General features: G+C 73.6%; 12 protein-coding genes. 8 read left to right on the top strand and 4 right to left on the bottom strand.

What is annotated here, in order from left to right; translation table 11 throughout:
• Nucleotides 1–41 precede the first annotated feature (41 nt).
• Nucleotides 42–3,206 (bottom strand): PD-(D/E)XK nuclease family protein, encoded by a 3,165-nt coding sequence (locus FJ658_RS07900; RefSeq protein WP_181408375.1) that lies wholly within the window; start codon nt 3,204–3,206, stop codon nt 42–44.
• A 112-nt stretch (nt 3,207–3,318) separates the two neighbouring features.
• Between FJ658_RS07900 and FJ658_RS07895 the strand changes: the two genes are divergently transcribed.
• Both FJ658_RS07895 and FJ658_RS07890 read left to right on the top strand, forming a co-directional pair.
• On the top strand, nt 3,319–3,540 hold the full coding sequence (locus FJ658_RS07895; RefSeq protein WP_141144804.1) for a DUF3107 domain-containing protein: 222 nt from the start codon (nt 3,319–3,321) through the stop codon (nt 3,538–3,540).
• A 24-nt stretch (nt 3,541–3,564) separates the two neighbouring features.
• Complete coding sequence (locus tag FJ658_RS07890; RefSeq protein WP_141144803.1) at nt 3,565–3,867, top strand: hypothetical protein; 303 nt, start codon at nt 3,565–3,567, stop codon at nt 3,865–3,867.
• A gap of 57 nt (nt 3,868–3,924) precedes the next feature.
• Here FJ658_RS07890 and FJ658_RS07885 read toward each other — a convergent pair whose 3' ends face one another.
• Nucleotides 3,925–4,635, bottom strand: coding sequence for a ferritin-like fold-containing protein (locus FJ658_RS07885; protein WP_255447620.1), 711 nt, complete (start codon nt 4,633–4,635; stop codon nt 3,925–3,927).
• Between the two features lie 103 nt (nt 4,636–4,738).
• Here FJ658_RS07885 and FJ658_RS07880 point away from each other — a divergent pair, with 103 nt between their 5' ends.
• Together FJ658_RS07880 and FJ658_RS07875 are read left to right on the top strand one after the other, a co-directional pair.
• A complete protein-coding gene (locus FJ658_RS07880; RefSeq protein ID WP_141144801.1) occupies nt 4,739–6,211 on the top strand; it encodes a DEAD/DEAH box helicase in 1,473 nt (490 codons plus the stop codon).
• 34 nt (nt 6,212–6,245) lie between these two features.
• Complete coding sequence (locus FJ658_RS07875; protein WP_141144800.1) at nt 6,246–6,740, top strand: DUF805 domain-containing protein; 495 nt, start codon at nt 6,246–6,248, stop codon at nt 6,738–6,740.
• A gap of 60 nt (nt 6,741–6,800) precedes the next feature.
• Here the strand turns inward: FJ658_RS07875 and FJ658_RS07870 are convergent, their stop codons facing one another.
• Nucleotides 6,801–7,706 (bottom strand): PHP domain-containing protein, encoded by a 906-nt coding sequence (locus FJ658_RS07870; RefSeq protein ID WP_141144799.1) that lies wholly within the window; start codon nt 7,704–7,706, stop codon nt 6,801–6,803.
• 104 nt (nt 7,707–7,810) lie between these two features.
• Between FJ658_RS07870 and FJ658_RS07865 the strand changes: the two genes are divergently transcribed.
• Both FJ658_RS07865 and FJ658_RS07860 read left to right on the top strand, forming a co-directional pair.
• Nucleotides 7,811–8,818 carry an endonuclease/exonuclease/phosphatase family protein gene (locus FJ658_RS07865; RefSeq protein WP_141144798.1) on the top strand — a complete coding sequence of 336 codons (1,008 nt, stop codon included), beginning with the start codon at nt 7,811–7,813 and terminating at the stop codon, nt 8,816–8,818.
• Between the two features lie 20 nt (nt 8,819–8,838).
• Nucleotides 8,839–10,368 carry an aminopeptidase P family protein gene (locus tag FJ658_RS07860; RefSeq protein WP_141144797.1) on the top strand — a complete coding sequence of 510 codons (1,530 nt, stop codon included), beginning with the start codon at nt 8,839–8,841 and terminating at the stop codon, nt 10,366–10,368.
• Between the two features lie 22 nt (nt 10,369–10,390).
• Here the strand turns inward: FJ658_RS07860 and FJ658_RS07855 are convergent, their stop codons facing one another.
• Complete coding sequence (locus FJ658_RS07855; RefSeq protein WP_141144796.1) at nt 10,391–11,005, bottom strand: general stress protein; 615 nt, start codon at nt 11,003–11,005, stop codon at nt 10,391–10,393.
• A 99-nt stretch (nt 11,006–11,104) separates the two neighbouring features.
• On the opposite strand from FJ658_RS07855, the gene FJ658_RS07850 reads away from it, so the two are divergent.
• Both FJ658_RS07850 and FJ658_RS07845 read left to right on the top strand, forming a co-directional pair.
• The gene (locus tag FJ658_RS07850) at nt 11,105–12,427 is read left to right on the top strand and encodes a magnesium transporter MgtE N-terminal domain-containing protein (RefSeq protein ID WP_141144795.1); all 1,323 of its coding nucleotides are present in this window, start codon (nt 11,105–11,107) and stop codon (nt 12,425–12,427) included.
• Nucleotides 12,405–12,956 (top strand): DUF1003 domain-containing protein, encoded by a 552-nt coding sequence (locus FJ658_RS07845; protein WP_141144794.1) that lies wholly within the window; start codon nt 12,405–12,407, stop codon nt 12,954–12,956. Before FJ658_RS07850 ends, FJ658_RS07845 begins: the two co-directional genes overlap by 23 nt.
• Nucleotides 12,957–13,009 lie beyond the last annotated feature (53 nt).

Here is a 13,009-nt window from a genome sequence, read left to right as displayed (position 1 = left end):
CCGCCTCCGACAGCGCGCCGGTCGTCTCCACCTCGGTCCTCTCAGTCACCGGTGACCTCCCCCGGCAGGTGCACGGCACGCAGCGCGCCGCCGTGCTCGAAGGGGTCGTCGATCAGCGTCGCGGGATAGGCCGGCCCCGCGATCGTCACAGCCGCGGCGCGCAGCGTGCCCCGGAACTCCTCGAGCTGCTCCGGCGCGAGCGGCGCCTGATCGCGCAGCGTGTAGGGCTTACCCGCGACGCCCTTCTTCGTGAACAGCAGCCGGGCGCCGCCGGCGCTGTTCCCCTCGGGCAGCCCGTCGAGCACCCCGCCGTCGTAGGCGAGCTGATAGGCCGACATCTGCGGATGCGACTCGGCCTCGCGCGCGCTCACGACCGAGCCCGTCTTCAGGTCGACGATGACGATGCGCCCGCCGTGCGACTCGACGCGGTCGATCTTGCCGTTGACGACGGCGGGTGCGACGTCGAGGCGGAACGAGCCCTCCGCGCTGACCAGCACTACCCCCTCGGCCTCGACCGTGCGCAGGTAGGAGGCGAGTGCCGTCACCGCGGTGCGAGCCCGGCGGCGCTCCACCTCCTCGGCCCAGGGCGAGTCGAAGGTCAGCTCCCCCCAGCGCGACTCGACCAGCTGCCAGAGGTGCTCGGGATCCGCATCCACCGCGTGCTCGAGTGCGTGGTGCACGAGCGAGCCGATGTTCGCGCTGAGCGACGAGCTGCTGCCCGCCATCCGCTCGACGAACCACTCCATGGCCGAGCGCTCCAGCGTGCCGAGCGCCGACGGCGACACGGGCACCCGCACCTCCGGGTCGCCGAGGTCGTGCAGCGGCGCATCCGTGGAGGCGGCGAGAAGTCCGTGCCAGGTCGCCGGGTCGGCGCCCGGCACCTCGGCCGCGGCCAGTCGCGCCAGGGCGCCGGCCGCGCTGCGCCGCTGCTCGGGCGCGGCCCCGGGCTGGGTGAGCGCGCGACGCAGCCGGCCCGTCATACCGCGAAGGTCGAGCGGAACCGCATCCCCGTCGGGCTCGACGAGCGCGTCGCCGGCGACCCGCCGGGCGAAGCCGTGGAACGGGCTCGGCACCTCGTCGTCGCCCGCCACGGCGGCGAGCACCACACGTCGCGACGCCCGCGAGACGGCGAGAGCGAACATCCGCAGCTCGTCGGCGAGCACGGCGCGTCGTTCGTCGATCACGCCGGCGGCCGGCACGGCGGTCGCGGCGCTCGACGGCGCCGGCTCGGTCGCTGCCGAGCTCGCCCCGCCGACCTGGCCGAAGGCGTCGAGTCGGGCGATCGCGTCGCCGAGCTCGCCGGCGCGCAGCAGCGAGCCGCGGGGCCGCAGGTTCGGCCACTGGCCGTCCTGCAGCCCGGCGACGACGACCGTGTCGACCTCGATCCCGACCGCACCCGATGGAGTCGTGACCAGCACCGCCTCGCCGGAGGTGCGGGGAGCGAGCGTGTCCTCCGGGATGTCGGCGTCGAGCACCGAGGCGAGGAACGCCTCGGCTTCGCGCTCGGGTTCGCGCTCGACGAAGCGGCGCGCCGCGGCGAACAGCGCGACGACGCCGTCGAGCGCGCGATTCGTCTCCTCGGCCGCGATGCCGGTGCCGAGCGCCGTCGTGCGCCAGTCGTCGGCGACGCCGCTGCGCTCCCACGCCGTCCAGAGCAGCTCCTCCGCGCTCGCCCCGCGCGCGCTCTCGGCACGGAGCCGCGCCAGCAGTCGCGCGGTCCGCGCCGCCCGTCGGCCGACCTGATGATCGATCGTGGCGAATCCGTGCTCGTCGTCGAGCGCCTCGGCCAGCAGCGCGGCGCCCAGCCGCGTGCCGCCGCCGGCCAGCTCCTCGGCGCGCAGAGCCACGCGCAGGCGCCGCAGCGCCACCGGGTCCAGCCCGCCGAAGGGGCCGGTCAGGATGCGCTCCGCCACGAGACCGTCGAGCGCGAGTCGACCGGTTCCCACCGACACGAGCTCGAGCAGCGCCGCCGCCGCGGGGTCGTCGCGCAGCGCGCGACTCCCGGCGGTGGACCGCGTCGGCACCTGAGCGAGCGCGAGCGCTCGCGAGAGCGCCGGGATCGCCGCGCCCGACCGCACCACGACCGCGAGCTGCGACCACGGCACGCCGTCGAGCAGGTGGCGCTCGCGCAGCACGCGCGCGATCGCGCGGTGCTCGGCGGCGGGCGTCGCCGCGGCGATCGCCGACAGGGCCGCCGGATCGTCGTCGCCGCTCGCCGCGGCCGCCCGCTGCGTGCCCGCGCCGGCCGCGCCGATGCGCCCGGTGACCTCGGTCGTCAGCGCGCGCAGCGCCGGCGACTGCCGGTGCACCTGCTGCAGCCGCAGCGACACGACCGGCACCCCCATCCGCTCCGGGAACGCCGCGAGGGCGTCGGCCTCGCCACCGCGGAACGACTCGGTCGCGACGTCGGGATCGCCGAAGGCGACGATCGGCACGCCGCGCGCCGCGATCGCCGCGAGCAGCCGCATCGCGCCCTCCGTCGCCTGCTGCAGGTCGTCGACCACGACGAGACGCGCCCGGGCGAGGCGCTCGCCGGTGTGCCCGGCGCGCACCGCCGCGTCGGCGTAGGCCATGAGCTCGGCGGGGTCGAGCGAGCTGCCGCCGACCGCCGAGACGACGGCGCGGTACTCCTCGGCGAACTCCGCGGCGGCGACCCATTCGGGTCGGCCGGCGATGCCGCCAGCCGCCCTCAGCCGTCGCGTCGGGATGTCGTATTCCGTGAGCCGCATGAGCAGCTCGCGCAGCTCGGTGCGGAACACCGGGAGCCGGCGCACGGCGGGCGAGAGATGCGGCGGCCAGTCGGCGCCGCCGCCGTCGTCGATCGCGCCGTGCAGCAGCTCGGCGATCAGGAGGTCCTGCTCCGGCCCCGAGAGCAGGCGGGGTCGCGGCGCGCCCTCGGCGGCGGCCCGCGCGACGACCGCGTCGAACGCGAGCGACGGGATGGTGCGGGCGAGCGGTCCGGAGGAGACCGGCGCGTCGGGCACGGCCCGCAGGCGCTCGGCCAGCCGATCGCGCAGACGGGTGGCGCTGGCCCGCCCGGCCGCGAGGGCGATGACCTCGTCGGGCGCGAATCCGTCGGCCTCGACCCGGCGGGCGACGAGCTCGATCAGCGTGGAGGTGCGGCCCGAGCCCGGCGCGCCCACGACGACCGCCGACGCCCCGGGCGCCAGGTCGAGGACGGCGAGCTGCGAGGGATCGGGGTGCACGTCAGCCACGGTAGCGACGAGCTCCGACACCCGATCGACGCGCGCCGCGCATCCCGTTCTGCCGTGGGCGGAATCGACGCGCGGGGCCGGATGCTCTCGCTAGCCTGTGCACGTGGACATTCGCATCGGCATCGCCAACTCCGCCCGTGAGATCTCGTTCGAGACCAGCCAGAGCCCCGAGGACATCGAGAAGACCGTGTCGCAGGCCCTCGAGTCGGAGAAGTACCTGAAGCTCACCGACGAGCGCGGCCGCCTCTACATCGTCCCCGTCGCGAGCTTCTCGTACCTCGAGATCGGCGCCGAGGAGACGCGTCGCGTCGGCTTCGTCGCCTGACGCGAGTCCGCTAGGGTTCCCGCCATGGAGATGGTCTACGCCACGGTCGTCGGACTCGGCATCGCGACGGTGATCCGCTACCTCGTCCCCGGGCGACGGTCGTACGGCATCCTGCTGCTGCCGGCGATCGGCGCGGCATGGACCGCGGCCGCGTGGACCGGCCTCACCTGGCTCGGCTGGAAGCCCGACGAGCCGTGGATCTGGCTCGTCGCCCTGGGCGGCGCCGGCGTGATCGCGATCGTCGTGGCGCTGCTGATCGACCGCGCGCGCCACAGCATCGACGCCCAGCGCCTGCACCACCTCTCCGGCGGTCGCACGGCTTCCTGACCCGGCCTCGCGTCCGGCAGCGCTCCGGCTCCGTCCAGCGTGCCGAGAGCAAGCCGCTCAGGCGGTCAGGCCCAGCGCATCCATGCGTCGCGTGTGCGCCGCGACGAGCTCGGTGAACACCGGCTCGATGCGCTCCTCGCCCGGGGCCTCGTCGCCGACGCCCAGCGCCGATCGCGCCACGAGCATCGTGTCGCCCACCAGACGACGGCCCCACATCGCGAGTCGCGAGCCCAGACGCGGGTTCGCGTCGATGCCGTCGCGCAGCTCCTGGATGAGCACGTCCTCGCCGGCCTCGACGTCGAGGAGCGCCTCGACCCGGGCCTTCAGCTCGCTCGGCAGGCCCGCGGCGAGGCCGAGGAAGAAGTCCGTCAGGAATCCGGCCGTCACGTAGCAGGTGGTGAGCGTCTCGAACCAGTCCTGGCCGAGCGTGCGGCGCTGGAAGTCGTCGATGTCGAGCCGGTACGGCTCCATCGCGACGGCGGGATCGACGCCGCGCGACACGAGCTCGGCGACGAGCCCGCGGTGCGCGTCCAGGTGCGGCCCGGCGACGCGCGCCAGCGAGGTCTTCGCGACGGTCGACGGCGCGGCCGAGATCGCGCGCGAGACGTCTTCGAACAGCGCGAGCTGCAGATAGGCGGCGCGCCCGAGATAGGCGTCGACCTCGGGGGTCAGATCGGCGAGCTCGACCTTCGCGGTCACCGTCGACCGCTGGGAGCCGACCACGGGTGCCGGGGTCGCGGAACGCCGCCGTCGGAACCAGTTCGCCACGCCCTCATCGTAGGGCAGGCGAGGCGGGCGCCCGGTCGGGCGGGGCCGGTGGATGCGCGCGGGCCGGTAGAGTGGGCGGATCGACTTCCACGACAGGTGATCAGTGACCTTCTCCGATCTTGACATCGACCAGGACATCGTCGACGCACTCGCTGCCCAAGGCATCGTCGACCCGTTCCCGATCCAGTCTCAGACCATCCCGCTCGGGCTCGCCGGCCAGGACATCATCGGCCAGGCGAAGACCGGAACCGGCAAGACCTTCGGCTTCGGCCTCCCGGTGATCCAGGCTCTCGGCCTCGAACCCGAGCCGGGCGTGCAGGCCCTCGTGGTCGTGCCGACCCGCGAGCTCTGCGTGCAGGTCGCCGAAGACCTCGAGCTCGCCACCTCGAACCGCTCGACGAGCGTCGTCGCGATCTACGGCGGCAAGGCCTACGAGGGCCAGATCGAGCAGATCAAGGCGGGGGCGCAGATCGTCGTCGGCACCCCGGGCCGTCTGCTCGACCTCGCCGGCCAGCGCCTGCTGAGCCTCGCCAACGTCAAGGTGATGGTGCTCGACGAGGCCGACAAGATGCTCGACCTGGGCTTCCTGCCCGACGTCGAGAAGCTGTTCGCGCAGACGCCGCCGACGCGCCACACGATGCTGTTCTCGGCCACCATGCCGGGACCGGTCGTCACGCTCGCGCGCCGTTTCATGAACCGGCCGATCCACATCCGCGCCAGCGACCCCGACGAGGGCCAGCTGCAGGCGAACATCAAGCACCTCGTCTACCGCGCGCACAGCCTCGACAAGGACGAGGTGGTCGCGCGCATCCTGCAGGCCGAGGGCCGCGGCAAGACCGTCGTCTTCACCCGCACCAAGCGGGCCGCCTCGAAGCTCGTCGAGGAGCTCAACGACCGCGGCTTCAACGCCGCGGCCGTGCACGGCGACATGACGCAGGAGGCGCGCGAGCGCTCGATGGCGTCGTTCAAGGCCGGCAAGAAGGATGTGCTGATCGCGACCGACGTGGCCGCCCGCGGCATCGACGTCGACGACGTCACGCACGTGATCAACCACACGATCCCCGACGACGAGAAGACCTACCTGCACCGCGCCGGTCGCACCGGCCGCGCCGGCAAGACCGGCACCGCGGTGACCTTCGTCGACTGGGACGACCTGCACAAGTGGGCGCTCATCAACCGCGCCCTCGAGTTCGGGCAGCCCGAGCCGACCGAGACCTACTCGTCGTCGCCGCACCTCTACAGCGACCTGAACATCCCCGAGGGCTCGAAGGGCCGCCTCAAGCCGTCGCCGGCCGCTCCGCACGCGGAGCGCCGACCCGGTGGCGACCGCGGCGAGCGCGGTGGCGACCGCAGCGGCTCGGGCCGTTCGCGCAGCCGTCGACGCGGCTCGGGTTCCGGCGGAGGATCGACGGAGGGCGGCTCGTCCGCCTCTGCCGCGACCGGCACCGCGACCGAGGAGGCCCGCAGCGAGGGCGGCGGCACGCACGACGGCGCCGCTCCCGAGCGCCGTCGCCGCACGCGTCGCCGTCGCGGCGGCAGCGGCAGCGGGGCTCCGACGCCCCCGCCCGCGAGCTGAGCCGCGCATCCTGAGCCGCTGACCGCCGAAGCCGATGACGTTCGAGGCGCCTGACCCCGACCTGGGTCCGATCGAGGACCCGCACGACGATCGGGGTCGGCCCCGCCTCGACCGGCCGCTGCCCGGCGCCGGTCCGGTCGAGGCCGTCTCGCGGCTCTACCGCAACTACGCCGGCTTCTCGGGCCGCGCCAGCCGCGGCGAGTTCTGGTGGGTCGCGTTCTTCGCGGTCGCCGTGACGATCGTGATCGGCGGCGTCGGGGTGATCGTCGGCGTCGCGACCGGAACGCCCTCGCCGAGCGGCGACGGCATCCAGCCCGGCGGGGCGATGTTCGTCTTCCTCATCGCGCTGAGCGTGTGGTATCTCGGCAGCGTCATCCCCTTCATCGCGCTGTGGGTGCGCCGCCTGCACGACGCCGACTACAGCGGCTGGCTGTACCTGCTGCACGCGATCCCCTACGTGGGCCCGCTGATCGCCCTGGTCTTCGCGGCGATGCCGTCGCGGCCCAACGGCGCGCGCTTCGACCGCTGACGTCGGTCCGTCGATTTGTCGCGGTCGCCGTCGACGCGTCGCGGTCGCCGTCGCGTTGTCTCAGCCGGTGAACGGCGCCGAGCCCGTGCCGAGCTCGACGATGCGCGCGTAGGCCTCGAGCGAGGTGCTGTTCTCGCCGAGCAGATTCGGCTTGCCGGCGCCGTGGTAGTCGCTCGATCCGGTGACGACCAGCCCGTACTCGGCCGCGCGCCGCAGCCACAGCTCCCGCGCCTCGGGCGGGTTGTCGCGGTGGTGCACCTCGACGCCCATCAGCCCCGCGTCGACGAGCGATCGCACGCGCGAGCCGGCGAACAGCCGCTCGGGGCCGCGGGCTCCGGGATGCGCGATCACGGGCACTCCCCCGGCCTCGGCGATGAGGCGGATGCCGACCGTCGGCTCCGGCGCCCGGTGCGGCCGGTAGTACCCGCCGCGCCAGTGCAGGATGCTGCCGAACGCCGCCGTGCGGTCGGGCACGAAGCCCTTGGCGACGAGGGCGTCGGCGATGTGCGGCCGCCCGACGGTCGCGCCCGGCGCGGTCTGCGCGAGCACGTCATCCCAGCTGAGGTCGTAGTCCTTCGCGATGCGGGCGACCATCGTCTCGGCGCGGTGCAGCCGCTCCTCGCGGGTGCGCTCGGACTCGGCGAGCAGCGCGGGATCCGCGGGATCGATCAGGTAGCCCAGGATGTGCACGCTCGCGTAGTCGAGCTGGGTGCTGAGTTCCAGGCCGGGGAGCACGGTGAGGCCGGTGCCGCGGGCGGCGTCGAAGGCCTCGGCCCAGCCGGCGGTCGAGTCGTGATCGGTGATGCCGAGCACGGCGAGGCCCGCATCCACTCCGGCGGCGACGAGCTCGGCGGGGGTCTGCGTTCCGTCGGAGACGCGACTGTGCGTATGCAGGTCGATGAGACCGGATGCGCGCCGCCCGTCGGCGGCGTGGCCGGAGGATACGGCGTGGTCTCCGGCGGGCATCCCCTCATCGTAGGCGTGCGGCAGGCCGCCGCGCCGAGCCGCCGCCGCCGCGGCGGCCGCCGATCGTCAGGGTCCTCTCCGGGGTGACGCCTAGGGTCGGGGACGTGTTCCGCCGTGTGATCGCCGCCCTGGCGCTGCTCCTGCTGGCCGCGGCCCTGCTGGTCGCCGGCTGGCCCCAGCTGCTCGGCCTGCAGACGCAGACCGGAGTCGCGCAGCTCGTGTCGCTGCGCGCGCTGGCCGGCGGGATGGCGGCGGTGGCCGTCGTCGTGCTGCTCGTGATCGCGCTGGCCTCGCGGAGCGCTCGCCGGTTCTGCGCCTCGGCGGCGGTACTGCTGCTCGTGTTCGTCGGCCTGTCGGCGGCCGTGCTCGCGTCGCGCGGCTGGGGTTCCGAGCACTTCGCCGCGAAGGGCGAGGGCGGCGTGACGGTGCTGAGCTGGAACACGCTCGGCGACGCGCCCGGCGCCGATCGCATCGCGACGCTCGCACTCGACAATGACGCCGACATCGTCGTGCTGCCCGAGACCAGCGTGGAGCTCGCGCAGCAGATCGCCGACCGCATGGGCGCCGAGGGTCGCACGATGGCCGTGCACAACATCACCTTCGACCAGATCGCCAAGGCCCGCACGACCTCACTGCTGATCAGCTCGAGCCTCGGCCGCTACGTGCCCGACAGCGAGGCCGGCTCGACCCGGGTCATCCCGAGCGGGCTGTGGCGCCCGGCCGACGGCGACGGGCCCGCGATCGTCGCCGGGCATCCCGTCGCCCCGGTTCCCGGCGAGATGCCGGCCTGGCGCGAGGGACTCGAGTGGCTGGCCGCGCGGTGCCAGGAACCCGACCTGATCATGGCCGGCGACCTGAACAGCACGATCGACCACTGGTCGCACCTCGCCGGCGAGGGCGAGCTGGGCGACTGCCACGACGGCGCGAAGGCGACCGGGGATGCGGCGGTCGGCACCTGGCCGACGCGCATCCCCGCCGAGGCGGGGGCGCCGATCGATCACGTTCTGGCCGGCTCCGACTGGCGGTTCACGGGCTTCCGCGTCGTGCGCGATCAGGACCACGCGGGCAGCGACCACCGGCCGGTGATCGCCCAGCTCGAGCGCGTGTCGTGAGCCGGTGGGAGGATGGAGGCATGGCCGACTCCCCCCGCACCGCATCCGGAACCGCCTCGTCGCGCGAGCAGAGCGCCCCGCCGCGCGCCACGCAGAACCGTTCGACGACGCCCTCGTCCGACGCGTTCGCGGCCTACATCTCCTCGGAGTGGGCCGACCGGGTCGAGGCGCCCGTGGCCCCGCGCGACGCGGCGGCGCACGCCGCCGAGCAGCGCCGACGCATCTCGGCGCTGCACCCGGGCGAGCGCCTGATCGTGCCCGCGGGTCCGGCCAAGGTGCGCTCGAACGACACCGACTATCCCTACCGCGCGCACTCGGCGTTCTCGCACCTCACCGGCTGGGGCTCCGACACGGTGCCCGGCAGCGTGCTCGTGCTCGAGCCCACCGGCGCCGGCGACGACGCCGGCCATGATGCCGTGCTCTACTTCCGGGCTCCGGCCGGCCGCGGCACCGACGAGTTCTACGCCAACCCCGACATCGGCGAGTTCTGGATCGGCGCGCGCCCCTCGCTCGACGCCGTCGCCGCCGAGCTCGGCCTCGCGACCCGCGACCTGACCGAGCTGCCCGGCGTGATCGACGCCGTGGATGCCACCACCCGCCTGGTGCGCGGCGCCGATCGTGACCTGACCGACCAGATCGACGGCCGTCGGCTGCTGGCCGCCGAGGGCGTGACCGAGGTCGACGACGACGCGGATGCGGTGCTCGCCCGCGATCTGAGCGAGCTGCGCCTGGTCAAGGACGCCTGGGAGATCGAGCAGCTCGCCGCGGCCGTCGCCGCGACCAAGCAGGGCTTCGACGACGTGATCGCCGACCTGCCGCAGATCATCGCCCACCCGCGCGGCGAGCGCCTCGTCGAGGGCACCTTCAACCGGCGCGCCCGCGCCGACGGCAACGCGGTCGGCTACGACACGATCGCGGCGAGCGGCCCGCACGCCTGCATCCTGCACTGGACCCGCAACGACGGCCCGGTCGTGCCGGGCGACCTGATCCTGCTCGACGCCGGCATCGAGCTCGACAGCCTCTACACCGCCGACATCACGCGCACCCTGCCGATCAGCGGCAGCTTCACCGAGGTGCAGCGCCGCGTCTACGACGCCGTGCTCGAGGCGGCGGATGCGGCCTTCGCGATCGTGAAGCCGGGCATCCGCTTCCGCGAGGTGCACGCCGCCGCGATGCAGGTCATCGCGCAGAAGACCGCCGAGTGGGGTCTGCTGCCGGGCACGGCGGAGGAGTCGCTGGCGCCGGAGCGTCAGTTCCACCGCCGCTACATGGTGCACGGCACCTCGCACCACCTCGGCCTCGACGTGCACGACTGCGCGCAGGCGCGCCGCGACATGTACCTCGACGGGATCGTCGAGCCGGGCATGGTCTTCACGATCGAGCCGGGGCTCTACTTCCAGCCCGACGACCTGACGGTGCCCGAGGAGCTGCGCGGCATCGGCGTGCGCATCGAAGACGACATCCTCGTGACCGAGAGCGGCGCCGTGAACCTGTCGGCGGGCATCCCGCGCACGGCCGACGAGGTCGAGGGGTGGCTCGCCGGGCGCTGACCGCGGCTCAGGCGGGCGGGGCTCAGGCGCGCGGAGGCTCCGGTGTGCCGTCGGCCGGAGGCACCGGAGCGGCCGGCCCGGCCGGCTGATCCGCCGGCGGAACGGGCGGCGCCGGATCCTCGACCACGGGCGGGACGTAGCCCCCGACCGGCTGCTCGGCCACGCCGAGCGCGTTGCGCGCGCGGTTGATGAGCTCGGGGTCGACGATCACCTGGTAGTTCGACGCCATCACGGCCGACGACGAGGTGAAGTCCTTGCTGCGGCGACTGATGGCGTAGGTCGCGATGCCGAAGAGCATGCCGCCCGCGGCGCCGATGAGCACGGCGGCGAACAGCGAGGTCAGCGCCAACTGGGGCGACAGCAGGGTGAAGAGGAAGCCGATCAGCAGACCGAACCAGAGACCGCTCAGCGCGCCGCCGAGGGCTGCGCGGCCGTAGCTCATGCGGCCGGTGACGCGCTCGACCGTCTTGAGGTCGTTGCCGACGATCGAGACCTTGTCGACCGGGAACTCCGCCTTCGCGAGGGCGTCGACCGCGTGGGCGGCCTCGGGGTAGGTCTCGTACGTGCCGAGCACCTCGCCCCGCGGGAGAGTGGGGACGACCTGGCCTCGACGGCCGAACATGCCGGGGGTGCTCATACCGGACATTATCCCCACGACCGGCGACACCTGCCTGGATGCCCGCCGAGCGCGGGCTGGACAGCCGGATCGCCCCGCGGCGGCGAGTAGGCTCGGGGCGTGAGCGCCACGAGAGTCTTCGTCGCCCGACTGGCCGGGTGCTCCGTCTTCGACCCCGCGGGCGACAAGGTCGGCCGCGTGCGCGACGTCATCGTCGTCTATCGCGCCAGCGACTCCCCCACCGTCGTCGGACTGATCGTCGAGATCCCGGGCAAGCGCCGCGTGTTCCTCTCGATCGGACGCGTCACGAGCATCGGCTCGGGTCAGATCATCACGACCGGTCTGATCAACCTGCGCCGCTTCGAGCAGCGCGGCGGCGAGGTGCGTGTGATCGCCGAGCTCCTCGGCCGCAAGGTCACGCTGCGCGACGGCTCGGGCGAGGCCACGATCGAGGATGTCGCGATCAGCGAGACCGGCCCCGGCGAGTGGGAGGTCGAGGATCTCTTCCTGCGGCGCCCGCGCACGAGCGCGTCGCCGTTCGGCCGCGGCAAGACGACCTTCGCGCGCTGGGAGCGCGTGACCGAGAAGACCACGGCCGGCGAGCCGCAGTCGGCCGAGCAGCTCATCGCGACCTACAGCGACCTGCTCCCCGCCGACCTCGCCTCGACCCTGCTCGACCTGCCCGAGGAGCGTCGCCTCGAGGTGGCCGAGGAGCTGCCCGACGAGCGTCTCGCCGACGCGCTCGAGGAGATGCCCGAGACCGAGCAGGTAGAGCTCATCACGCACCTCGACGACGCCCGCGCCGCCGACGTGCTCGACCAGATGCAGCCCGACGACGCCGCCGACCTGATCGCGCAGCTGCCCGAGGCCAAGGGCGAGGCGCTGCTGCAGCTCATGCAGCCCGAAGAGGCCGACGACGTGCGGTTCCTGCTGAACTACGCGCCCGAGACCGCGGGCGGGCTCATGACGACCGAGCCGATCATCGTCTCGGCCGACGCGACCGTCGCCGAGGGACTCGCGCTGATCCGCCGCCACGAGCTCGCGCCGGCGCTCGGCGCCATGGTCTGCGTGACGCTGCCGCCCTACGAGCCGCCGACCGGGCGCTTCCTCGGCGTCGTGCACTTCCAGCGCATGCTGCGCTACCCGCCGCACGAGCGGCTCGGCACCCTGCTCGACCCCAACCTCGAGCCCGTGTCGCCCGAGTCGAGCGCGGCCGAGGTGTCGCGCATCCTCGCCAGCTACAACCTGGTCTCGCTTCCCGTCGTGGATGAGAGCCACCGTCTCGTCGGGGTGGTGACCATCGACGACGTCCTCGACTATCTGCTGCCGGACGACTGGCGAAGTACCGCCGGCGACGCGGAACCCGAACCGGTTCCGCTGACGACAGGAACGATCCCCACCCGCGGAAGGAGGCCGAGCGATGGCCCGCGACGAGCGCGATGACAGCCGGCTGACCGAACCCAAGGGGTCGCGTGCGTCGTTCCGACCGCGCCGCTTCGAGAGCCGCGACCGCTTCGGCCGCTTCACCGAGGGCATCGCCCGCGCGATGGGCACGCCGTGGTTCCTGCTGATCCTGACGATCTTCGTGATCCTCTGGATGGGCTACAACACGCTCGCACCCGAGGGCATCCGCTTCGACTCGGCCGCGATCGGGTTCACGGCGCTGACGCTGATCCTGTCGCTGCAGGCATCGTATGCGGCGCCCCTGCTGCTGCTCGCGCAGAACCGTCAGGACGACCGCGACCGCGTGCAGATCGAGCAGGATCGGCAGCGCGCCGAGCGCAACCTCGCCGACACCGAGTACCTCGCCCGCGAGGTCGTGGCGCTGCGGCTCGCGATCAAGGACGTGGCGACGAAGGACTTCATCCGCGCCGAGCTGCGGTCGATCCTCGAGGAGCTCGACCGCGACCGCGAGGAGGAGCGCGCTCGCGAGCTCGCCGAGCGCGGCGACGGCGTCGAGACCGAGCGCTGAACGGCGTGCCCGACACGGCATCCGGCACCACCGCATCCGGCGACGCGGCGCCC

It is taken from the genome of Schumannella sp. 10F1B-5-1 (assembly GCF_006517535.1).
In the GTDB taxonomy this organism is placed as follows: Bacteria; Actinomycetota; Actinomycetes; order Actinomycetales; family Microbacteriaceae; genus Schumannella.
The sequence above is the reverse complement of the archived record's forward strand: the minus strand, read 5'-3'. Positions and strand labels throughout refer to the sequence as shown.